The sequence below is a fragment of the Sinorhizobium fredii NGR234 genome, from assembly GCF_000018545.1.
GTDB lineage: Bacteria > Pseudomonadota > Alphaproteobacteria > Rhizobiales > Rhizobiaceae > Sinorhizobium > Sinorhizobium fredii_A.
On sequence record NC_012587.1, the window covers coordinates 2,452,176 to 2,474,068 of the forward strand.

Genomic DNA, 21,893 nt, shown 5'->3' on the forward strand with positions numbered 1-21,893 from the left:
TCCTATTCCTCTTTGAGACCGTAAAGCTTGTGGCGGAAGGCGGCCTTGTCTTTCAGATATGTGCCCGTCAACGTTGCCACAACATATTCGCGGAACTTTTCGCCGTAGTGCTCGTAGGCACCATAAAAGCCCTGCTTGTCGAACACGAAGCGCGACACGAAATCGCGCGGCACGAGCTGCGCGATGAGCTGATTGACCAGCCATTTGTCCGGATGATCAGGCGCGGCCCGCACCAGCAGGAAACGGTTTTCCGGCGCGATCTCCTGCATTTTGATCGTGCCCGTCGCGGCGATCGCCCGCGTGATTTCCTGCAGGAACGGATAGGTGCCGTCGCGCGCCACCAGCGCGGCGTTGCGATGGATCCAGGTCTGCAGCCAGATCCGATCGACGTTGAGGAGATCGGCGTCCGGATCGGCTTCGTTGATCAGCCCGCGGACCGCCATGTCGGCCCGGTGCTGGAACAGGCCCGATTCCTGCACCCAGGAGGCCTGCGGCAACTGCAGCCGATTGGTCGACGCCAGGAAATCGTAGATGCGCGCGTGATCGCTGATGGCGATGTAGCTCACCTGCCAGGGCCGCGAGCGCCGGAAGCCTGGCACGGAAGGATCGCAGATCACCGTCGTCGTCTTCTGGTCGAGGAACACGTAGACGCCGCCGAAATGATTGGCCCAGAAGGCCTCGTGACGGAAGACCAGCTCCTCGGGGACGAGTGCATTCTGACGGATGTCGCCGGTCAGCTTGGCAAGTTCCACCATCCGGTTCAGCATCGCGTCGTCGGACCAGGCGGTCGGGACCTTCTTCAGCCGGTCGACAAGCTCCCGTAGCTCCGCCGCCTTGCCCAGCATGTCCTCGGCGGAGAGCACGCGGAAGCGGACCTCGTTGATCGACAGGAGATCGTCGATGTCCTCGACCACCGACACCGAATCCTCGATCTCGCCGTAGAGCGCGTCCTTGATCGTGACCGCGTTGATCGCGCGCATGTTGGCGTTGAAGAACTCGTGCATCAGCGCCGCGGTGTTGGAAAAGCTCGTATGGACGACCGGCAGTTCCGCCTGGGCGGGCGTCAGGACGATGAAGCGCCGGTTGACCCGGTTCGGATCGAGATAGTCGCGGTCTCCCAGCTCCTCAGCGATCTCCGGCGAGAAGCCGGTCATATCGATGCTGAACCGCTCGAGCGCCGTCGGCTTCAGCCCGAGGCCTTCGAGCGCCTTGTTGTAGCGCTGAACGAGGTGCGGCTCCGAAATATCGAGCAGCCGCCCGTAGATCAGTTCGGCTTCGAGAAGGCGCTTCATGCGGGCATGCTCTCTTCACTCATCCCTGCCACCGCCCCTCGCGCTTCATTGTCTCGATCTCGCGGATCGCCTTCTCGCGCTGGCGCTCGCGGCGAATGATCTCGGCGATGGCGGCGTCGTCCGACTTGTCGGTGTAGCGGAATTCGCTGTCGGCGTAGCGGTTGATTTCCTGCAGCACCATGTCGATGGTGATCGGGCCGCGCAGCTCCTCGATCATCGCCTTCTTCTCGTCGTAGGATTTGTGCATGAAGGAGGTCGCATCCTTGAACCAGTCGTCCGGCAGCTCGACGTCCATCGCCCGCATCTTGATCGCGTCGGTGATGTTGCGGATCGCCCGGCCGGTGAAGCGCGGCTCCGCCTCCTTGATCATGTGCAGATAGGCGCCGACGTCGGCGAGCGAGGCGATCTTGCCCTTCTCTTTTTCGTAGCGCTCCCAGACGGCGGCGAGCCCCCCCTCCTGTGGCCGCGCATGCGCCGCGTAGGATTGCGACACGGCGCGCTTGATTTCCTGGCCGGCAAAGAGGTCGTGCTGACCGAGCGGGATCTTGTGGTTCTTGCCGACCAGCAGCGCGAAAATGTCGATATAGTCGCCTTCCGTCTGTGGCCCGTCGACGAGCCAGCGCGCGCCGGCCCGTTGGCGGAGCGCATCGTCGACATTCTCCGGATAGTTGGAGAACATGCCGAAGGTGCAATTGCCGCGCACCACCGTCGAGGCGCCCGCGAAACTCTCCATCAGCACCGCCGTCACCTCGTGCTGGCCGGCCGAGGCGCGGTCGTCGGAACGCTTCGCCGCCACCTGGTCGACGTCGTCGATCGTGCCGAAGCCGATCGCCCGCGGGTTGATGACGTTGTTGACGAACTCCTTGCAGTTCTGGCCCGACTTGCCCTGGTAGGAGGAGATCTGGTCGACGCCGAAATTCTCGTAGTGGAAGGCATAGCCGGCGACGCCGCAATAGTCGTGCAGCATGCCGGCGAGCATCTGGATCAAGATCGTCTTGCCGGTGCCCGGCATGCCGTCGCCGATGAAGGTGAAGAGGAAACCGCCGAGTTCGACGAAGGGATTCATCTGCCGGTCGAAATCATAGGCCATCAGCATCTTGGCAAGCTTCAGCGCCTGATACTTGGCGATGTGATTGCCGATGATCTCATCCGGCTTCTTGAAGGTCATCACCAGGGGTTTACGCTTCTGCCCGGGTGCGACATCGAAGCCGTTGAGCGTGAAATCGTCCTGGTCCAGCCGGATATGGACGTTCTCAAAATTCTGCAGCCCGGTGAATCGCGCCTTGCGGGCAAGCAATCCTTCGATCGCGACGCGGCAGAAGGCGCGAGAACGCGCCGTCAGGGCAAGATCGTCCGGGGCGCCGGCAATGCTGCGATCGAGGGCGGCGACCATGCTTTTCAGCGCGTCCTGCGGCGTGTCGAAGAGAAAATCCGGCTCGGCGGCATCGTCGACCGGCTCCCCCTCGCCCTGCAGCGTCGCACCGAGATAGGCGGCAAGCGTGAAGGCTGCGATATAGGCGGCGGCCGAAAGCAGTGCCTTGAAATGGCTTGCGTCTTCGCCGGAAAGCGGGGTGGCCGCATTGCGCGCCTGCAATTGTTCGAGGTTCGTCTGCCGCGCGAACACGTCCGCCACTGCCAGCGCCACCTGGATGCCGCGCCGCGTGCGGTAGAGAACGGCGTGCTGGGCCGGCGAAAAGAGCGGATCGGCGCCGCGTACCGACTGAATGGTGCGGGTGAGTTCGACCTCGCGGGTGCGCCGCTGGCCGCCGCTCGAGACGGTCGAGACGAAACGGCGGCCGGTGCCCGCAAGCGGCGTACCCGAAGGCTCATCCCGCTCGAGGAGGACAAGCTTGGTCACCAGGCTCTGCGCCACCGCCTGATGCTTGGCGATGTCGTCCTCGTGCAGCGTCGTCAGGCCCGTATTCAGCGTCATCTCAAACCTCGCTCACCACCTGGTTGCCGGAGATCACATGCACCTTGTAGTCGCCGAAGACCTGGGCCGCCTCGCCGGCCGCGTAGAGCGCCTGATAGGCGTCGTGCGGCACCAGCGCATGTTTTTCATAGGCGCTGACGCCCATGCGCGCCGCCTCGAGATTGTCGGTGTCGATGTGAAATTCCTCCTGCGCCGGCGTCGAGGACCAGAAGCCACGCTCGGCGGGCCGCTCGGCCTTGGAGAAGACCTCCTGCACCGTCCAGGTCAAAAGCCAGGCATTCTCCGTCTTGCGGACTTTCGAGAGGATGTCGTTGATCCGCGCATTGTTCTCGGTGATACCGGCCGAATAAAACGGCCCGAGGACGATGCGCCGAAGCTGCTTCGGATGCAGTTCCGGGAAATCCTTGTCGAGATTGGTGGCGATCGTCACCGGGGTGAGCGAATAGGCGCTGTTCTTCGAGGCGAAATCGTCGAAACGGCTGGCAAGCTCCGGATTGAGCAGTCCGCCGACCGGCAGCGGGATGTCGACGTCCGCATTGAGCTTGCCGTCCTCGGTCACCAGCATCTCGACGATATTGTCGGAGGAATCCTCGATCGTCGCCATGTAGATCATCGGAAGCGTCTGCGTGCCGTCGAAGGCGCCCCAGGCGACGACGTAGTAGGGCCGCATCGTCTTCGGATTGACGGCGACACGGATCGTCTCCGGCAGGATCAAGGGCGAGAAGATATCCCCCTTGCCGATCTGCTCGAGATAGAGCCGCTCCGCCATGCGGGCCTGCAACGCTTCCGGAAAGGCCTTCTGCCGCAGAATGAAATCGACCATTTCCTCGCGCAGCGCATCCGCCGTTGGGATGCTTGCCAGCCGCTTCTCGGCGCTCTGCCGGTCGTTCTCGAGCTCCAGCACATTCTGGAACACCGGAAAGCCGCTCTCGGCGCGCGAGATCCGGAAGTTCTCGACGAAGCCGATGCGGTTTTCCCAGCAGGCGACCGATGCCTTCAGCCGGGCGAGATAGGGAACGATGACTTCACCGACGACCGTGTTGCGATAAAGCGGCGAATTGCGGTCACCGAGAAAAAGCTCGAGCCCCGCCAGCGCGGCCCGGATTGAGGTGAAATATTGCCTGACGGCGGGGGAAACCGCGGTATTCATCACACTCCCTCCGGCGATTGCCGAAAGGCGGTCGGAAAGCTGGTCATTGCCGCGTTGCCGATCACTGCTTCACGTAGTTTGCGGCATTGTGCTTGTCCATCACCGTCTGGAAGCGACGGGCAAAGGCGTCGTCGGCCAACTTCTTGCGCCGCTGGATATCCTGTGTCGCAAGCATGTTCTTTTCATGCATTTCGAGCAGGTCGCCGATATGGCGCTGGGCGGCGGCGCCAATTCCCGCCATCGTTTCCTCGGCGGCGGTGTCGACCTGGCTGCCGAGCGTGTTGATCTTGTGCGCCACATCCTGCTGTGCCGCCGTCTTCAACGAGTCTTCGAGTGACTTGTAGAGCACGATGCGCTGCTCGGTATCGATCGTCAGCTTGTTGATCAGCGTGTTCTGCGCGGCGATCTGGTTGTTGAGCGAATCGACGAAGGTCTGGAACATCGCGGTGTAGCGCTCGAGCGTCTGGCTCTCGGCGAGCAGTTCCTGTTCCTTGGCCTGCTTCTCGTTGTATTCGGTGGCGAGACGCGACCGTTCCGACTCGAGGTCGGTACGGGTCGTCTGATCCGTGGAAGCCGCGATCCGGTTCTCGATGTCGAGCAGCAGCGGATTGAGCTCTTCGATGCGCTTCTGGGTTTCTACGAGCGCGGCCATCGTCCCCTTGCGGCGCTCGATCACCTGGATGAGGCTCTGCTCGGACGTCTTGTAGCGCTGGTCGAGGATCGCCTTCTGCTCCTTGAGAATGCCGACGATAGTGTCGGACTTGACGAGCAGTTCCTGGAGATTGCCGGCGAGCGACATATTGCGCACCCGGTCGGTGCGCATGCGCTGCATCGACTGCTTGGAGAAGAACCCGACGAACTTCTCGTAGCCGGTGTAGCTCTTCATGCTCTCGAACTCGGCACCGAAAACGTTCGTCGCGTCTTCGAGGCCGATGATCAGATCGGCGATATTGGCTTCCATCGCCTTCTGCTGCTTGAGGACGTCCTGGATTCGGGCGTTCTCGATGTCGAAATTGACGTCGCCGAGCTTGGTGTCCGCCTTGGCGAACTGATCGAGGACGACGCCCGACTGCTCAAGCTTGCCGCGCATCTCGTCGACGACGCTCCGCGTCTTGGCGATCTCGGCGTCAAAATTCTGAAGAGTAGCCATTTCCTATCCCCTTCGCCCGTCCGGGCCTCGTGCCCGTGAACCAAACTGCTCAGCCCTTGATTGCACTTATATAAAGGGTGTTTAGCAGGTCAGGACAAGAGACGCCGACGGGCTTTTTTCAACCGGCCGGGACGACTCCGTTCACTCGCCGGCAGCGGGGTTTTTGAGGTAGGCGATGACATCGGTGATATCCGCCGGCTTCTTCAATCCCGAGAAGCTCATCTTGTCCCGCTCACCATCCCCCGGGGGCTCAGGAGATATTCCGAGAGCGTCGCCTCGTCCCACACTTTGCCTTCAGCGCCGAATGCCTTCATCGCATCGGAATAGCTATACCCGTCGAACGACGCGGCGGGACGGCCGACGACGCCCATCAGGCTCGGGCCAACCCGGTTCGCCGGCTCCGTGGCCGTATGGCAGGCACTGCATTTCCTGAAGACCGCCGCACCCGCCTTGGCGTCCCCGTCCGCCAGGCTTGGCGCCGCGACGAGGGCAAGACAGGCGGCGAGGATGATGGATCGCAACGTTGCAACTCCTGTCGAGGTTCGGCAAACTGTCGTCAGCCGCGCATCTGGTCTTCCCAATGCCGCCGGCAGTAGGACACGTATTTCTCATTGCCGCCGACATCGACCTGCGCGCCCTCGCGCACGACATGGCCGGCGCCGTCGAGGCGCACCACCATCGTCGCCTTGCGTCCGCAATGGCAGATCGTCCTGACCTCGCGCATTTCGTCGGCAATCGCAAGCAGGGCCATGGAGCCGGGAAAGAGTTTTCCCTGAAAGTCGGTCCTGAGGCCATAGGCCATGACCGGAATGCCGAGCCGGTCGGCGACGCGCGCAAGCTGCCACACCTGGTTCTCGCCGAGGAATTGCGCCTCGTCGACGAAAACGCAGGCGATCTCGCCGGAGCCGTCGCCGTTCAGGCGCTCGACAAGGCCGTAAAGATCGTCGCCGCCATGGAACGGTATCCCGTCCGATTTAAGCCCGATGCGCGACGCGATTCGTCCCGTGCCGGCCCGATCGTCGAAGGCGGCGATCAGCATCACGACGCGCATGCCGCGCTCCTGATAGTTGTAGGCGGCCTGGAGGAGCAGCGTGCTCTTGCCGGCATTCATCGTCGCATAGCTGAAATAGAGCTTGGCCATGGTCACGGTTCCCAGACGTGGTGTCCCCGCTAAATGACGAGGCTTGCGCTCGATGACCAGAGCGCGGCGACGCCACCCACAGATTTTCAGCCGTACGGTCTTCGCTCCACGGCTGCACGATGGGTCCTGACGATCGTCATTTCGTGGCCATTGCGACATTCGGCGTCGCTCTGTGCATCCCCTCGGCGGATTGACGCAATACACTTCGCTTGCGCCAAGGCCTTGAATTCGGGGCGCATTGGTGTTTGGCTAAAAAAAGAACACAGGCAGGGGAACGATAACGATGACAAGGACATTCTCACTCAAATTCATGCTGGCGGGGGCCATCTGCATGGCGGCCTTGACCGCCGGCAACGCGGCCGCGGCCGAGGCGGAAAGCTGCGGCACCGTCCGCTTCTCCGACGTCGGCTGGACGGACATCACCGCGACGACGGCGACGGCAACCACAATCCTCAAGGCGCTCGGCTACGAGACGGACGTCAAGGTGCTTTCGGTCCCCGTTACCTACACGTCCCTGAAGAACAAGGATATCGACGTCTTCCTCGGCAACTGGATGCCGACGATGGAAGCCGACATCGCGCCCTATCGCGACGACAAGTCGGTCGAGACCGTCCGCCAAAACCTCGAAGGCGCCAAATACACGCTGGCGACCAATGCCAAGGGCGCTGAACTCGGCATCAAGGACTTCAAGGACATCGCCGCCCAAAAGGATGCGCTCGAAGGCAAGATCTACGGGATCGAGCCCGGCAATGACGGCAACCGGCTGATCATCGACATGGTCGAGAAGGGCACGTTCGACCTCAAGGGCTTCGAAGTCGTCGAATCCTCCGAGCAGGGCATGCTGGCGCAGGTGGCGCGCGCCGAGAAGGACGACAAGCCGATCGTCTTCCTCGGTTGGGAGCCGCATCCGATGAACGCCAACTTCAAGCTCACCTATCTTTCCGGCGGCGATGACATCTTCGGCCCGAACTTCGGCGGCGCCACCGTGCACACCAATGTGCGTGCCGGCTACACGACCGAATGCCCGAATGTCGGCGCCCTGCTCAAGAACCTGAACTTCTCGCTCCAGATGGAGAACGAGATCATGGGCAAGATCCTGAACGACGGCGAAGATCCGGAAAAGGCGGCTGCCGCCTGGCTCAAGGACAACCCCTCCGCCATCGAGCCCTGGCTTGCCGGCGTGACCACCAAGGATGGTGGTGAGGGACTGGCCGCCGTGAAGACCGAACTTGGTCTCTGATTGCCGTAGCGCCGTGCGTCCATTCAGACGCGCAAAAGGTCGCTGCAGCACTCCGAATTGCTGCATGCCTCTATCCTGAATCGGTCTGATTGAAGGAAACATGCAGTCGGGCGGGGAACCTCCCCCGCCCTTTTCCACCGCTTCATGCGATCCAGTGTTTGACCCTGACAAGAGGGATCCAGTTCGTGGAATTTCTGACAGAAAATCGCATCCCGATCGGCGGCTGGGCCAAGGCGTTCGTCGACTGGCTGACAACCAATTTCGAGCTGTTCTTCGACCAGCTTGCAAATCTGCTCTCGGGCATCATCTCCGTCCTGCTCTACATCCTCCAGACGCCCCACCCGCTTATCGTCATCGCTATCGTGACCGCTCTTGCCTGGTGGTTCCGCCGTTCCATCGGCATCGCCGCCTTTACCTGTCTTGGCCTGCTCCTGATCGTCAATCAGGGCTACTGGCAGGAAACAACGGAGACGCTGGCGCTGGTGCTCGCCGCGAGCTTCGTCAGCATGGCCGTCGGGGTGCCGCTCGGCATCGTGGCAGCGCGCCGTGCCTGGGTCTACTCGATCATGCGCCCGATCCTCGACCTGATGCAGACGATCCCGACCTTCGTCTATCTCATTCCGGCGCTGATCCTTTTCGGCCTCGGCATGGTGCCGGGGCTGATCGCCACCGTCATCTTCGCCATCCCCGCGCCGATCCGCCTGACGCGTCTCGGCATCATCTCGACGCCGCCGTCGCTGGTCGAAGCGGCCGAATCCTTCGGCGCCACGCCATGGCAGGTGCTGCGCAAGGTCGAGATTCCCTTCGCCATGCCGCAGATCATGGCCGGGCTGACGCAGACGATCATGCTGTCGCTGTCGATGGTGGTCATCGCCGCACTCGTCGGTGCCGACGGCCTCGGCGTGCCCGTCCTTCGGGCGCTGAACACGGTCAATATCGCCAGGGGGTTCGAGTCCGGACTCTGTATCGTTATTCTTGCGATCGTTCTTGATCGTCTTTTCCGCACGTCCGACGAAGGAGAAGGCGCATGACCGAAGCCGTCGTTTTCAAGAATGTCGACATCATCTTCGGCAAGAACCCGCAGCCTGCCCTGCAGATGGTCGATCAGGGCAAGACCCGCGACGAGATCGGCGCCGCTACAGGCCACGTGCTCGGCGTTGCCGGCGCCTCGCTGGCGATCCACGAAGGCGAGATCCTCGTGCTGATGGGCTTGTCCGGCTCCGGCAAATCGACGCTGCTGAGGGCCGTCAACGGCCTTGCCCCGGTGGTGCGCGGCGAGGTCGAGGTCAAGACCTCGAGCGGATCGCTGAACCCGTATCGCTGCAACGCCAAGGCCTTGCGGGATTTCCGCATGCACACCGTGTCGATGGTGTTCCAGCAGTTCGCCCTGCTTCCCTGGCGTACCGTGGCCGACAATGTCGGTTTCGGCCTCGAACTGGCCGGCGTTGGCGACGCGGAGCGAAAGAAGCGCGTCGGCGAACAGCTGGAACTCGTCAACCTCACCAAGTGGGCGGACCGCAAGGTGAACGAGCTTTCGGGCGGCATGCAACAGCGGGTCGGTCTTGCGCGGGCTTTCGCCACCGGCGCCCCGATCCTGCTGATGGACGAGCCGTTCTCGGCCCTCGACCCCTTGATCCGGACGCGCCTGCAGGACGAGCTGCTCGAATTCCAGCGGCGGCTGAAGAAGACGATCATCTTCGTCAGCCACGACCTCGACGAGGCCTTCCGCATCGGCAATCGCATCGCCATCATGGAGGGCGGGCGGATCATCCAATGCGGAACGCCGCAGGAGATCGTCAAGAATCCGGCCAACCAATACGTGGCCGACTTCGTCCAGCACATGAACCCGATCACCATGCTGACGGCGAAGGACGTCATGCAGACCGGCGTCGGGCGGACCGCTGCCGGTGCCGGCGTGACGGCAACCGCCAAGCCGACGACGCCGCTCGTCGACATCCTCGACGCCATGTCCCGCCAGCCGGGCAGCATCGGCGTCGTCGACAACGGCGCGGTGGTCGGCACCATCGACGCGCAAAATATCGTCGAAGGCCTGACGCGACACCGCAGCAAAGATTGACGCGCAAAACCGCGGGGTTCAAAACAAGCCTGGAGCACCGCTCCAGGCTTTTTCATTCGGACCCGAGGCGAGGAAGCACGTCATGAGCGACAAACCGAACGTCTTGCGTGAGACCGATGACGAGGCGCGCCAGCTGGCCCGGATGTTGCTCCGTTCGGCGCGCAGCGGCGCGCTCGCTGTGCTCGAACCTGAAGGGAATGGCTTCCCCTTCGTCAGCCGGGCGCTGATCGGCATCGACATTGACGGAGTGCCGGTCATACTCGTCTCGCGGCTTTCGACCCATACCCAGGCGCTGCTTGCCGATCGGCGCGCATCCCTCCTGACGGGCGAACCGGGCAAGGGCGATCCCCTTGCCCATCCGCGCCTCACCGTGCAGTGCGAGGCCGAGGAGGTTCCGCGCGACAGCGCCGCGCATGGCCGCATCCGCGAACGGTTTCTTCGCCGCCACCCCAAGGCCGGGCTCTATGTCGATTTTCCGGATTTCGGCTTTTTCCGCCTTGTGCCGCTGCGCGCCAGCCTCAATGGCGGCTTCGGCCGCGCCTATGTGCTGACCGACAAGGACCTTGTCATTGCATCGCCCGCCCTGGCCGCGCTCGCCGAAATGGAGGAGAGCGCCATCGAGCACATGAATACCGACCACCGGGACGCCGTGAAGCACTATGCGACCGCCGTGTGCCGCGCGGGGGACGGCGAATGGAAGATCGTCGGAATCGATGCGGCCGGTCTCGACCTTTTCGACGGAGAGAGGTTGCGACGTCTCGACTTTGATACTGTCATCGAGGACACGGAGCAGTTGCGACCGATTTTGAAAAAACTTTACGATTAATCGGCACTTAGCTACCCCCAATTCTTGCAGTGGGTGGTTGCCCTTTTATGCATCACGTCTAATTATCGTGCTTCGTGAAACATAACGACGTGTGATGTAATTCGCGCATGGAGCACGCAATGCAGCCTCTTTCGCCTGAAAAACATGAGGAAGCCGAAATAGCAGCCGGTTTCCTCTCGGCCATGGCAAATCCAAAACGCCTGCTCATTCTCGACTCTCTGGTCAAGGAAGAAATGGCGGTAGGCGCATTGGCCAACAAGGTCGGGCTGAGCCAGTCGGCTCTCTCCCAGCACCTCTCGAAGTTGCGTGCCCAGAATCTGGTCAGCACCCGGCGTGACGCTCAGACGATCTACTATTCGAGCTCGTCCGACTCCGTCATGAAGATTTTGGGCGCACTTTCGGAGATTTACGGCGCAGCCACGAGCGTCGTCATAGAAAAAGCCCTTGTGCGCAAGTCGGCCTGACTCCCAAGACGCCGACAAGAGCCGCAAGTCAAAAGCCCCGTCGAGCAATCGCGGGGTTTTTTGCTGAGAAGCGACAAGCCCCACGCCGTCGGCGGGCTTGACGCTCACAGGGGCACTGATAATTTGACCAACGAGTAAAAGAATCCGGATCCGATCGGCCGCTCGCGTTGCCGGTTACAGGCTCCGCCGAGGAGAACAGGACATGTCGAACCGACTGAACACCACCCCAAACGATCTCAGCGCCTTCTGGATGCCGTTCACCGCCAATCGGCAGTTCAAGAAGGAGCCGCGCCTGTTCGTCGGCGCCAAGGACATGTACTACACCACGCATGACGGCCGCACTGTACTTGATGGAACGGCCGGGCTCTGGTGCGTCAATGCCGGTCACTGTCGGCCGAAGATCACCGAGGCGATCCGCGAACAGGCGGGCGAACTCGACTATGCGCCGGCCTTTCAGCTTGGCCATCCGAAGGCGTTCGAACTTGCCAATCGGCTCGTCGATATCGCGCCCGAAGGGCTGAACCATGTCCTCTACACCAATTCCGGTTCGGAATCGGTCGACACGGCGCTCAAGGTGGCGCTTGCCTATCACCGCGCCAAGGGGAATGGCTCGCGCTTCCGCCTCATCGGCCGCGAGCGCGGCTATCACGGCGTCAATTTCGGCGGCATTTCGGTCGGCGGCATCGTCGCCAACCGCAAGATGTTCGGCACGCTGCTGACCGGCGTCGACCACCTGCCGCACACCCACCTGCCCGCCAGGAACGCATTTACCCGGGGCGAGCCCGAGCATGGCGCCGACCTCGCAACCGAGCTGGAGCGGATCGTCACGCTCCACGACGCCTCGACGATCGCCGCCGTCATCGTCGAGCCGGTCGCCGGCTCGACCGGCGTGCTCATCCCGCCGAAGGGCTATCTGCAGAAGCTGCGCGAAATCTGCACCAAGCACGGTATCCTGTTGATCTTCGACGAGGTGATCACTGGCTTTGGCCGCCTCGGCACACCCTTCGCCGCGCAGTATTTCGACGTCAAGCCGGACATCATCACCACCGCCAAGGGCATCACCAACGGCGTCATCCCGATGGGTGCGGTGTTCGTCACCTCGGAAATCCACGATGCCTTCATGAGCGGGCCCGAACACCTCATCGAGTTCTTCCACGGCTATACCTATTCCGGCAACCCGATCGCCTCCGCCGCAGCACTCGGAACGCTCGACACCTACAAAGAGGAAGGGCTGTTGACGCGCGCCGCCGAGCTCGCCTCCTACTGGGAAGAGGGACTGCATTCGTTGAAGGATTGCCCGCAGGTGATCGACATCCGCAATATCGGCCTGATCGGCGCGGTCGAGCTCGAACCGATCGCCGGAGAGCCGACGAAACGCGCCTTCTCCGCCTTCCTGAAAGCCTACGAGAAAGGGCTGCTGATCCGCACGACCGGCGATATCATCGCGCTGTCGCCGCCGCTGATCATCGAGAAAAGCCAGATCGACGAGCTCTTCGACAAGCTGCGCGACGTTCTGAAGAACAATATCTGATAACTCGACCTCAAACTTCCCGAACCCTTTCCCCGCCCGCGGGGAGAGGGTTATTCTCATTGGCAAAGCAGAAGGGGCGAGGTGCAGGATGTCCGAGGCGCTGGAACGGTTTATCGATCAGGGCATCGGCCGCAAGCCGGCCGACATCGTGCTCAAGGGCGGGCGGTTCTTCGATCTCGTCACCGGCGAACTTGTCGCTTCCGACATTGCCATTTCGGGCGACCGGATCGTCGGCACCTGCGGCGACTACGAGGGTCGCGAGGAGATCGACGTTTCCGGCCGCATCGTCGTTCCCGGTTTCATCGACACGCATCTGCACATCGAGTCCTCGCTCGTCACGCCGCACGAGTTCGACCGCTGCGTCCTGCCGCTCGGCATCACCACGGCAATCTGCGACCCGCATGAGATCGCCAATGTGCTCGGCACCGAAGGCATCCAGTTCTTCCTGGATTCGGCGATGGAAACGATCATGGACATTCGCGTCCAGCTTTCCTCCTGCGTGCCGGCAACGCATCTGGAGACCGCCGGTGCCGACCTGCCGATCGAAAGGCTGACGCCCTTTCGCCATCATCCAAAGGTGATCGGTCTTGCCGAGTTCATGAATTTCCCTGGCGTCATCCACAAGGATCCAATCTGCCTCGCCAAGCTCGACGCCTTTCAGGGCGGCCACATCGACGGCCATGCGCCGCTTCTGCGCGGCAAGGAACTGAACGGTTACTTGGCAACCGGCATCCGTACCGACCACGAATGCACCAGTGCCGAGGAAGCGCTTGAGAAGATCCGCAAGGGCATGCACATTCTGGTGCGCGAAGGCTCCGTGTCGAAGGACTTGCAAGCCCTGATGCCGATCATCACCGAGCGGCTGTCGCCCCATCTGGCGCTCTGCACGGACGATCGCAACCCCCTCGACATCGCCGAACAGGGCCATCTCGACCACATGATCCGCACGGCGATCGCCGCGGGCGTCGAACCGCTGGCGATCTATCGCGCCGCCTCGATCTCGGCGGCGCGTGCCTTCGGCCTCAGCGACCGCGGCCTGGTGGCACCGGGTTGGCGGGCCGATCTCGTCGTCCTCGACAGTCTGGAGAACTGCAAGGCGGAGATGGTCTTTTCCGGCGGTAGGCGCGTCACCGACGCGCTGTTTGCGCGGCGCAAGCCGGTCGAGCCGGTGGGACTCGACAGCGTCAAGGCGCGCGAGGTCAAGGCCGCCGATTTCGGCGTGCCCTACAGCGAGGTTGAGACCTCGGTGATCGGCGTGCTGCCCGGCAAGATCATCACCGAGCATCGTCGCTATCGGCTGCCGGCCGTGGGAAACCAGACCGGCCCCGATCTGGGCCGCGATATCATCAAGGTCGCCGTCATCGAACGCCACGGCGTCAACGGCAACCATGCCAACGGCTTCGTCCAGGGCTTCGGCCTGAAGAAGGGCGCAATCGCCTCCACTGTCGGCCATGACAGTCACAATATCTGCGTCGTCGGTGTGAGCGAGGAGGATATGGCGCTTGCCGCCAATCGGCTCGGCGCGATCAAGGGCGGCTTCGTCGTCGTCGAGGATGGGCGGGTGACCGGCGAGATCGCCTTGCCGATCGCCGGCCTGATGAGCCTCGAGCCTTACGAGCGGGTGCGCGACATCCTCCACCACCTGCGCCAGGCCGCCTTTGCGCTGGGCGCGACGCTGGAAGAACCCTTCCTGCAGCTCGCCTTCCTGCCGCTGCCGGTGATCCCGCACCTGAAGATTTCCGACCGCGGTCTGGTGGATGTCGACAAGTTCGCGTTGATCGGGTGAGGTAGCGCGGACCTATCGCTCTGACGGACTTGCGGAATCTTGTGCGCAGCGCTTCTTGCAGAGCGGCGCTTGCGCTTGGATCCTCGGGTCAAGCCCGAGGATGACGAATGGAGTGGCGTCACATTTGTCCAATGGCCGTCGGTATAAGTTTCGACTGAGGTGTACGAAGATGCGTTTCCCTTCTCTCCGTCATCCTCGGGCTTGACCCGAGGATCCACTCACAAGCTACAAGGTCAGGTAAGGAGTGCCAGCAACCGCCTCACTCGCAGTCGACGACGGAGGGAAAGGTCCCTTTCCTCACCCCAACCTTCCGCAGAAGACGTCGTAGCCAGCGAGCGCGAGCGCATTGTCCGCGAAGGCCGGCGCAAAGCCCGGCATCGGCAGCACTTCGGCGACAACCATGTCGCCGGCAAGCTGAACCGCCTGCGGCTCGCCTGTCAGGTTGAAGACGAAAAGCAGCGTCTCGCTGCCCTTCTTTCGGGTGAAGGCCAGCACGTCCTGATTGGTCGCAAGGAACGCCATGTCACCATCGAGGAGGGCCGCATGACCGCGACGGAAAGCGAGTGTCCCGCGATAGTGTTCGAGCACCGACCCCGCCACGCCCTCCTGCACATCGACCGCCAGGATCCGATGGTCGTCGCGCACCGGCAGCCAGGGAGGACCGGAGGAAAAGCCGGCATTTGCCTCGTCCCGTTCCCAGACCATCGGCGTCCGGCATCCGTCACGGCCCTTGAAGGCCGGCCAGAAACGGATGCCATAGGGATCGCGCAACTCCTCATAGGTGAGTTCCGCCTCCGGCAGGCCCAATTCCTCGCCCTGGTAGAGGCAGATCGAGCCGCGCAGGCTGGCAAGCAGCGAGACTGCGAGTTTCGCCACCCGTTCCCGGTCGGCCTCGTTGAGCGCAAAACGGCTGACATGGCGCATGACATCGTGGTTGGAGAAGGCCCAGCAGACCCAGCCATCCGTGACGATCGCCTGGAAGTTCTCGACGCAGCGGCGGATATGGCGTGCCGAGAATTCCGGGCCGAGCAGGTCGAAGGTGTAGCACATATGCAGCTTGTCGCCGCCGCTCGTATAGGCGGCCACGGTCTTCAGCGAACGGGCGCCGTCGCCGACCTCGCCGACCGTTGCGCGGCCGCCATATTCGTCGAGCAGGCCCCGCAGGCGCTGCAAGAACGCGACGTTCTCCGGCTGGGTCTTGTCGTAGTGGTGATCCTGCATCCCATAGGGATTGGCCTCCGGTGCATCATGGCTGGTCGCATCCGGATCCGGGATCAGCGGCGGATTGTCCCGCAAGTGCCGATCGTTGAAATAATAGTTCACCGTATCGAGCCGGAAGCCGTCGACACCGCGGTCCAGCCAGAAGCGCACCGTCGCAAGCAGTGCCTCCTGCACCTCGGGTTCATGAAAATTGAGGTCGGGCTGCGAGCTCAGGAAATTGTGCATGTAGTATTGCTTGCGCACGCCGTCCCATTCCCAGGCGGGGCCGCCGAAGATCGACAGCCAGTTGTTCGGCGCGGTGCCGTCCGGCTTCGGATCGGCCCAAACAAACCAGTCCGCCTTGGCATTGGTCCGGCTCGAGCGACTCTCGACGAACCAGGGGTGTCGGTCGGAGGTGTGCGAAATCACCTGGTCGATGATCACCTTCAGCCCCAGCCGATGCGCTTCCGCCATCATCGCGTCGAAATCGGCAAGCGTGCCGAACATCGGGTCGACATCGCAATAATCCGAGACATCGTAACCCATGTCGGCCTGCGGCGACTTGAAGAAGGGCGACAGCCAGATGGCGTCGACGCCGAGCGAGGCGATATGCGACAGACGCCGGGTGACGCCGCGGAGGTCGCCTATGCCGTCGCCATCGGTATCCTGGAAGGAGCGCGGATAGACCTGGTAGACCACCGCGCCGCGCCACCAATCGTCGCCAGACCCAGATTCAATCGCCATCCGCAAACCCCGCCGTTCCAACTGCTCGATGAGAGATGTATCGCCGCGAATTCACCGAGTAAACGGCGCGCGCAACATTCGCTTGCTGCGAAGCCGACAGATCGCTAACCCATGAACGACGCAAATGGAGGAGAAGCACGAATGGCCGGCAGCATGCTTTCAATCGGCGAATGCATGGTCGAACTGATGCAGGCGGAAGGAGGCATGCTGCGCAAGGGCTATGCGGGCGACACCTTCAACACCGCCTATTACGCCCGTCTGTTCGCACCGGCCGGATGGACCGTGGAGTATCTGACCGCCGTCGGAACCGACGTCGTGTCCGACGAGCTGTTGTCATTCATCGACAGCACCGGGGTCGGCACGGCGCATATCGCCAGGATCGAGGGCCGCATGCCGGGGCTCTACATGATCCACCTGAAGGACGGCGAGCGCAGCTTCTCCTATTGGCGCTCGACCTCGGCCGCCAAGCTGCTCGCCGACGATCCCGAGCGCTTGCGGGCGGCGATCGAAAAGGTCGACGTCGTCTTCTTCTCCGGAATCACGCTCGCAATCCTTGCGCCCGATGCAGTCGAAACATTGCTGGCGGAACTGCGGCGGGCAAAGGCGAGCGGCACGCGCGTCGTCTTCGATCCGAATATCCGCCCTCGCCTTTGGGACGACGCGGCTCGGATGCGGGCGACGCTCGAAGCCGGCGCGCGCTCAGCAACGATGGTGTTGCCGAGCTATGACGACGAGGCAACCCATTTCGGCGATGCGTCCATCGGCGCGACGATCGAACGCTACCGCGGCCTCGGCGTCGCAGACATTGCCGTCAAGGACGGCGCCAACGGCGTCACGCTGCAGTTCGGCGAAGCCGAGCGCCAGCATATTCCGGCCGCGTCTGTTTCTCATGTCGTCGACACCACCAGCGCCGGCGACTGCTTCAACGGTTCCTTCCTGGCGCGCCTCGCCGCCGGCGACAGCCCGGCCGACGCCGCCGCCTTCGCCGCCCGCGTCGCAGCAGCGGTGATCGGCCATCATGGGGCGCTGGTGGAACGCGAGAAGTTGCCGGATCAGTGCGAGAAATAGCCCCTCTCCTCGGGTTTAACCCGAGGACTAACCCTCTCCCCGCAAGCGGGGAGAGGGGATTTCGGCGGTGCGGCATCGTCCTTCGCCCCGCACGCGGGGAGAAGGTGGCCGGCAGGCCGGATGAGGGGCATTCTCGACCTTCGAAATCGACTACCGCCTCTTGCGCGCCTTCGACTCGAAAGGATTGTCCGCAGCGCGGAAATGGACGCGGATCGGCACCCCTGGCATGTCGAAATCGTTGCGCAGGCCGTTGATCAGGTAGCGGACATAGGATTCCGGCACCGCCTCGGGGCGCGTGCAGGAGATCATGAAGCCCGGCGGACGAGCCTTCACCTGTGTCATGTATTTGAGCTTCAGGCGGCGGCCGGAGACGGCCGGCGGCGGGTGCTGCACCTGCTGGGATTCCAGCCAGCGATTGAGCCGCGCCGTCGAGATGCGCCGGTTCCAGACCTTGTCGGTTTCGATGATCGCCTGCATCAGCCGGTCGAGCCCGTAGCCCGTATGGCCGGAAATCGGCACGGCGCGGATGCCGCGGGCCTGCGGCAGCAGCCGTTCGGTCTTTTCGCGGAGATCCGCGAGCACCGCCTGCCAGTCCTCGACCAGATCCCATTTGTTGAAGGCGAGCACCGCCGCGCGCCCTTCGCGCAAGACCAGATCGACGATCTGCAGATCCTGCTTCTCGAAGGGGATCGTCGCGTCGAAGATGATGACCACCGTTTCGGCAAAGCGAATCGCCCGCAGTGCGTCGGCAACCGAAAGCTTTTCCAGTTTCTCCTGCACCTTGGCCTTGCGGCGCATGCCGGCCGTATCGAACATCTTGATCGTGCGGCCGCGCCATTCCCATTCGACCGAGATGGAATCGCGGGTGATGCCGGCTTCGGGGCCGGTCAGCAGCCGGTCTTCGCCGAGAAAGCGGTTGATCAGCGTCGACTTGCCGGCATTCGGCCGGCCGACGATCGCGACGCGCAGCGGCTTGGTCTTGTCATAGGCTGGTTCGGATTCTTCGTCCTCCCCCCCGCCTGCACCGGCCGGGCGGATATCGACATCGGTCTCGGCGACGTCTTCCCTGGGCGGGAAGGCTCTCTCTTCGCCGAGTGCCGCGACGATCGCATCGCGGAGATCGAGCATGCCCTGGCCATGTTCGGCCGAGATCGGGCACGGCTCGCCGAGGCCGAGCGTGAAGGCATCATAGAAGCCACCGTCCGAGCCGCGCGCCTCGGACTTGTTGGCGACGACGATGACCGGCTTGCCGCGCCGACGCAGCATCTCGGCCAGCGTTTCGTCGGCCGGCGTCAGGCCCGCCTTGGCGTCGATGACGAACAGCGACAGGTCCGCCTCGTCGATCGCCTGTTCGGTCTGCGCCCACATCCGCCCCTGCAGGCTGTCAGGCGCCGATTGCTCGAGACCGGCGGTGTCGATGATCCGGAACTTCAGGTCGACGAGCTTCGCGTCGCCGGGGCGGCGGTCGCGCGTCACCCCCGGCGTGTCATCGACTAGCGCCAGCTTCTTGCCAACCAGGCGGTTGAACAAGGTCGACTTGCCGACATTGGGACGCCCGACGATGGCGACGGTGAAACTCATATCAAACGCCTCAAGCCTTGCCGCTCGCCGCAATCACGTCGAGCAGCATCTGTGCCCGGTTGGCGACGCCGCGCGGGCTTTCGGTATCGTCGGCGATCTGCTGGAACCAGCCCTTCGCCTTGGCGTAGTCGCCCGCCTTGAAGGCGGCGAGACCGAGCGCCTCGCGCGCCGAATGGCGCATGGCATTCTGCGGCACCGCCAGTTGTTCGACCTCGGCCGAAACCTGATCGTAGGTGCCGGTATCGATGAGCAGGTAAGCGGCGCGCAGCCTCGCCGCATCGCGAAGTGCCGCGGGAATGCGATTGTCCTTGCCGATCTCGGAGAACGCCGCGAAAGCCGCTTCGGTTTCGCCCTTCTGGGCCTTAAGCGTCGCCGCCCGCAGCCGCGCCAGGACCGGATAGGAGCCGTAACCCTCCTGCTCCAGCTTCGTCAGTGCGCCGAGAGCCTCCTCCGATCTGTTCTCCTTGGCGAGATCGAGCGCTACGAGAAAGGCATCGCCCGACTGCGACGAGGAACTCTCCTGCCAGTAGTCATAGCCGACCTTGCCGACCGTACCGAGGACGATGAGTGCCGCAACCCCGATGATGACACCGCCGAACCGCGTCCAGATCGCCTTCATCTGGTCCGAGCGGAGTTCTTCATTGACCTCGCGGATAAAACTGTCGTCCTGGTTTGCCATCTTTCGCCCCGGCCTTGCCTGCACGCTGGCACGTAGCCCCCGACAATCGTCACCGATGTCCGGAAAGGATACGCGCAATCTCAAATGTTCGAGCACCCGTTGCGCGTCCGGACGGACACGCGTCGCTCTTTGTGGATTTTGCGCCTTCTACCCGATTTTGCGCCGCTTGTAAGGGGGCCGGCGACATTTAGCCCATCACGATGGGCGCAACGCCGATCAGCCAATCATGCAGCTTCCAGATGAAGAGCACATAGGCGACGAGACCGATCACGATCGCCAGAATGTCGTTCTGCGCCGATTTGAACACCGGCAGCACGGTTTCGCCGGCGCGTTCGCGTCGTTTCAGCGAGATGCGCAAGATCACCGCCCAGGCGAGAAAGGACCCGAAAAGCAGCACCGATGACGTCTCGCCATTCGCAAGCAGATGTGCCAGCGCCCAGATCTTGATCGACAGGATCTGCGGATGCTTGACCGCGACGGCGATGCGCCCCGACGGCAGGAAACCCGCGGCAAGAAAGACAAAGGCAAACAACATCAGCAGCAGGGCAATGTGGCGCAGGAACACCGGCGGATCGTAGAGCATCCCCGTTTCGCCGCGCGCCTGGCCGAATCCGTAGATGATAAGACAGAGGCCGACGAGGCTGACGAGCGCATAGAGCCCCATCCAGGCGCCCTTGCCGCGGCTCTTGATGAAGCCGGCGCGAATATCGGGCGCAACCACACGGACGAGGTGCATGCCGAGGAAGATTACGATACCGAGGACCAAAAAAGCCATTACTCACCCGCCGCTAGATTTGCCGCTTCCGGACACCCGGATTTCGAACGCCATCGATCAACAAATCTTGGCGCGATGCAAGCGCTTCCCCGCTTCGAGCCTTGCTGATCCCGCATTATCCCTTTGTTTACCATCGCATAACGATATCCCCTGCAAATTCCAGCGGGATCAAAGGATTGCCGCATTGTTGAAGAAGGGACGGCGAGAACCACTCGTCGCATCCGCTGATTCTCCCAGAAGCCGTCCCTATGCCACGCAAGATCCTCGCGCTCTCCCTTTGTCTTTTTCCCACGGCGACGCTCGCCGATCCGCCGGCGGCACGCCTGCCCGCCAAGGAAAAGCAGCTCGTCATCGTCTCCTTCGATGGCGCGCACGACAACGCTCTGTGGGAAAAGAGCCTTTCCATGGCGAAGCGCACCGGCGCGCATTTCACCTATTTTCTTTCCTGCACCTTCCTGATGACCAAGTCGGACGCAAGGCAGAGCTACAAGGCGCCGGGCCAGAAGGCCGGCCGCTCGAATGTCGGCTTCGCCCAGAGCCGCGGGGAGATCGCCATTCGTGCCGGCCATATCTGGCAGGCGCATCTCGAGGGCCACGACATCGGCAGCCATGCCTGCGGCCATTTCGACGGTAAGGGCTGGAGCGAGGCGGACTGGGAGAACGAATTCGCTTCCTTCCGCACCTCCCTCGTTGACGCCTGGGAAAAGGCTGACAAGCCGGAGGCCGAACCGCAAGGTTGGGCAGACTTCGCCCGCAACGGCATCAAGGGATTCCGCGCGCCCTACCTTTCCTTGAGCGACGGGCTGATGCCGGCACTCGAAGCCTTCAAGTTCACCTATGATGCGAGCCTCGTCACCAAGGGACCGGGCTGGCCGACGACTGCGGACGGAATGCCGCGCTTCGGCCTGCCGCTCATCCCCGAGGGTCCCTCGCACCGCCGGGTGATTGGCATGGACTACAACCTGTTCATCCGCCACTCGATGGGCGTCGAAAACCGGAAGGACAGCGCCCGCTTCGAGGAACGCACGCTCGCCGCCTACCGTGAGGCATTCCGCAAGGAATATGACGGCGCGCGCATTCCGCTGCAGCTCGGCTTTCACTTCGTCGAGATGAATGGCGGCGCCTATTGGCGGGCGCTCGACCGCTTCCTGACGGAAACCTGCGGCAAGCCGGACGTCGCCTGCGTCAGCTATGCGGACGCCTTGCCGCTGATCGAAGACGCAAGAAAGAAGGCGGATCGCTCCGCCTTCTGACTG

19 protein-coding genes are annotated in these 21,893 nt (G+C 62.8%); 9 read left to right on the plus strand and 10 right to left on the minus strand.

What is annotated here, in order from left to right; genetic code table 11:
• Positions 1-2: 2 nt before the first annotated feature.
• From NGR_RS22955 to NGR_RS22980, 6 genes are all read right to left on the minus strand, one after another.
• Positions 3-1,292, minus strand: coding sequence for a DUF6638 family protein (locus tag NGR_RS22955; RefSeq protein WP_012708875.1), 1,290 nt, complete (start codon positions 1,290-1,292; stop codon positions 3-5).
• A gap of 19 nt (positions 1,293-1,311) precedes the next feature.
• Positions 1,312-3,225: an AAA family ATPase gene (locus NGR_RS22960; protein ID WP_012708876.1), complete on the minus strand. Its 1,914-nt coding sequence runs from the start codon at positions 3,223-3,225 to the stop codon at positions 1,312-1,314.
• A gap of 1 nt (position 3,226) precedes the next feature.
• Positions 3,227-4,375, minus strand: a complete 1,149-nt coding sequence (locus NGR_RS22965; protein ID WP_012708877.1) for a hypothetical protein — start codon at positions 4,373-4,375, stop codon at positions 3,227-3,229.
• Between the two features lie 61 nt (positions 4,376-4,436).
• Positions 4,437-5,525 (minus strand): hypothetical protein, encoded by a 1,089-nt coding sequence (locus NGR_RS22970; RefSeq protein WP_012708878.1) that lies wholly within the window; start codon positions 5,523-5,525, stop codon positions 4,437-4,439.
• Positions 5,526-5,743: 218 nt separating this feature from the next.
• Positions 5,744-6,046, minus strand: coding sequence for a c-type cytochrome (locus tag NGR_RS22975; protein WP_012708879.1), 303 nt, complete (start codon positions 6,044-6,046; stop codon positions 5,744-5,746).
• A 35-nt stretch (positions 6,047-6,081) separates the two neighbouring features.
• Positions 6,082-6,666, minus strand: a complete 585-nt coding sequence (locus NGR_RS22980; protein ID WP_012708880.1) for a thymidine kinase — start codon at positions 6,664-6,666, stop codon at positions 6,082-6,084.
• 283 nt (positions 6,667-6,949) lie between these two features.
• Between NGR_RS22980 and NGR_RS22985 the strand changes: the two genes are divergently transcribed.
• From NGR_RS22985 to ade, 7 genes are all read left to right on the plus strand, one after another.
• Positions 6,950-7,906, plus strand: a complete 957-nt coding sequence (locus tag NGR_RS22985; protein WP_012708881.1) for a choline ABC transporter substrate-binding protein — start codon at positions 6,950-6,952, stop codon at positions 7,904-7,906.
• Between the two features lie 185 nt (positions 7,907-8,091).
• A complete protein-coding gene (gene choW, locus NGR_RS22990; RefSeq protein WP_012708882.1) occupies positions 8,092-8,937 on the plus strand; it encodes a choline ABC transporter permease subunit in 846 nt (281 codons plus the stop codon).
• On the plus strand, positions 8,934-9,983 hold the full coding sequence (gene choV, locus NGR_RS22995) for a choline ABC transporter ATP-binding protein (RefSeq protein ID WP_012708883.1): 1,050 nt from the start codon (positions 8,934-8,936) through the stop codon (positions 9,981-9,983). Before choW ends, choV begins: the two co-directional genes overlap by 4 nt.
• A gap of 82 nt (positions 9,984-10,065) precedes the next feature.
• Positions 10,066-10,809: a HugZ family protein gene (locus NGR_RS23000; RefSeq protein WP_012708884.1), complete on the plus strand. Its 744-nt coding sequence runs from the start codon at positions 10,066-10,068 to the stop codon at positions 10,807-10,809.
• Positions 10,810-10,928: 119 nt separating this feature from the next.
• Positions 10,929-11,273 (plus strand): ArsR/SmtB family transcription factor, encoded by a 345-nt coding sequence (locus tag NGR_RS23005; protein WP_012708885.1) that lies wholly within the window; start codon positions 10,929-10,931, stop codon positions 11,271-11,273.
• A 202-nt stretch (positions 11,274-11,475) separates the two neighbouring features.
• Positions 11,476-12,804, plus strand: coding sequence for an aspartate aminotransferase family protein (locus tag NGR_RS23010; RefSeq protein ID WP_012708886.1), 1,329 nt, complete (start codon positions 11,476-11,478; stop codon positions 12,802-12,804).
• Positions 12,805-12,892: 88 nt separating this feature from the next.
• A complete protein-coding gene (gene ade, locus NGR_RS23015) occupies positions 12,893-14,590 on the plus strand; it encodes an adenine deaminase (RefSeq protein WP_012708887.1) in 1,698 nt (565 codons plus the stop codon).
• A 297-nt stretch (positions 14,591-14,887) separates the two neighbouring features.
• Here ade and NGR_RS23020 read toward each other — a convergent pair whose 3' ends face one another.
• The gene (locus NGR_RS23020) at positions 14,888-16,534 is read right to left on the minus strand and encodes an alpha-glucosidase family protein (RefSeq protein WP_012708888.1); all 1,647 of its coding nucleotides are present in this window, start codon (positions 16,532-16,534) and stop codon (positions 14,888-14,890) included.
• A 141-nt stretch (positions 16,535-16,675) separates the two neighbouring features.
• On the opposite strand from NGR_RS23020, the gene NGR_RS23025 reads away from it, so the two are divergent.
• The gene (locus NGR_RS23025; protein ID WP_012708889.1) at positions 16,676-17,602 is read left to right on the plus strand and encodes a sugar kinase; all 927 of its coding nucleotides are present in this window, start codon (positions 16,676-16,678) and stop codon (positions 17,600-17,602) included.
• 150 nt (positions 17,603-17,752) lie between these two features.
• Here the strand turns inward: NGR_RS23025 and der are convergent, their stop codons facing one another.
• The 3 genes from der to NGR_RS23040 all read right to left on the minus strand — a co-directional run bounded on the left by der (position 17,753) and on the right by NGR_RS23040 (position 20,637).
• Positions 17,753-19,183, minus strand: coding sequence for a ribosome biogenesis GTPase Der (der, locus tag NGR_RS23030; protein WP_012708890.1), 1,431 nt, complete (start codon positions 19,181-19,183; stop codon positions 17,753-17,755).
• A gap of 10 nt (positions 19,184-19,193) precedes the next feature.
• Positions 19,194-19,862: a tetratricopeptide repeat protein gene (locus tag NGR_RS23035; RefSeq protein WP_012708891.1), complete on the minus strand. Its 669-nt coding sequence runs from the start codon at positions 19,860-19,862 to the stop codon at positions 19,194-19,196.
• Between the two features lie 187 nt (positions 19,863-20,049).
• Positions 20,050-20,637: an NnrU family protein gene (locus NGR_RS23040; RefSeq protein ID WP_164924427.1), complete on the minus strand. Its 588-nt coding sequence runs from the start codon at positions 20,635-20,637 to the stop codon at positions 20,050-20,052.
• A gap of 248 nt (positions 20,638-20,885) precedes the next feature.
• Between NGR_RS23040 and NGR_RS23045 the strand changes: the two genes are divergently transcribed.
• Positions 20,886-21,890: a polysaccharide deacetylase family protein gene (locus NGR_RS23045; RefSeq protein WP_012708893.1), complete on the plus strand. Its 1,005-nt coding sequence runs from the start codon at positions 20,886-20,888 to the stop codon at positions 21,888-21,890.
• The last annotated feature ends 3 nt before the right edge of the window (positions 21,891-21,893 follow it).

Excerpts from the sequence above, each read along its gene's own strand:
- NGR_RS22960 (WP_012708876.1), bottom strand. The coding sequence starts at position 3,225 with ATGACGCTGAATACGGGCCTGACGACGCTGCACGAGGACGACATCGCC.
- NGR_RS23000 (WP_012708884.1), top strand. The coding sequence starts at position 10,066 with ATGAGCGACAAACCGAACGTCTTGCGTGAGACCGATGACGAGGCGCGC.
- NGR_RS22965 (WP_012708877.1), bottom strand. The coding sequence starts at position 4,375 with ATGAATACCGCGGTTTCCCCCGCCGTCAGGCAATATTTCACCTCAATC.
- NGR_RS23035 (WP_012708891.1), bottom strand. The coding sequence starts at position 19,862 with ATGGCAAACCAGGACGACAGTTTTATCCGCGAGGTCAATGAAGAACTC.
- NGR_RS22980 (WP_012708880.1), bottom strand. The coding sequence starts at position 6,666 with ATGGCCAAGCTCTATTTCAGCTATGCGACGATGAATGCCGGCAAGAGC.
- choV (WP_012708883.1), top strand. The coding sequence starts at position 8,934 with ATGACCGAAGCCGTCGTTTTCAAGAATGTCGACATCATCTTCGGCAAG.
- NGR_RS23005 (WP_012708885.1), top strand. The coding sequence starts at position 10,929 with ATGCAGCCTCTTTCGCCTGAAAAACATGAGGAAGCCGAAATAGCAGCC.
- der (WP_012708890.1), bottom strand. The coding sequence starts at position 19,183 with ATGAGTTTCACCGTCGCCATCGTCGGGCGTCCCAATGTCGGCAAGTCG.
- NGR_RS23045 (WP_012708893.1), top strand. The coding sequence starts at position 20,886 with ATGCCACGCAAGATCCTCGCGCTCTCCCTTTGTCTTTTTCCCACGGCG.
- NGR_RS23040 (WP_164924427.1), bottom strand. The coding sequence starts at position 20,637 with ATGGCTTTTTTGGTCCTCGGTATCGTAATCTTCCTCGGCATGCACCTC.
- NGR_RS22970 (WP_012708878.1), bottom strand. The coding sequence starts at position 5,525 with ATGGCTACTCTTCAGAATTTTGACGCCGAGATCGCCAAGACGCGGAGC.
- ade (WP_012708887.1), top strand. The coding sequence starts at position 12,893 with ATGTCCGAGGCGCTGGAACGGTTTATCGATCAGGGCATCGGCCGCAAG.
- NGR_RS23025 (WP_012708889.1), top strand. The coding sequence starts at position 16,676 with ATGGCCGGCAGCATGCTTTCAATCGGCGAATGCATGGTCGAACTGATG.
- NGR_RS23010 (WP_012708886.1), top strand. The coding sequence starts at position 11,476 with ATGTCGAACCGACTGAACACCACCCCAAACGATCTCAGCGCCTTCTGG.
- NGR_RS22955 (WP_012708875.1), bottom strand. The coding sequence starts at position 1,292 with ATGAAGCGCCTTCTCGAAGCCGAACTGATCTACGGGCGGCTGCTCGAT.
- NGR_RS23020 (WP_012708888.1), bottom strand. The coding sequence starts at position 16,534 with ATGGCGATTGAATCTGGGTCTGGCGACGATTGGTGGCGCGGCGCGGTG.
- NGR_RS22985 (WP_012708881.1), top strand. The coding sequence starts at position 6,950 with ATGACAAGGACATTCTCACTCAAATTCATGCTGGCGGGGGCCATCTGC.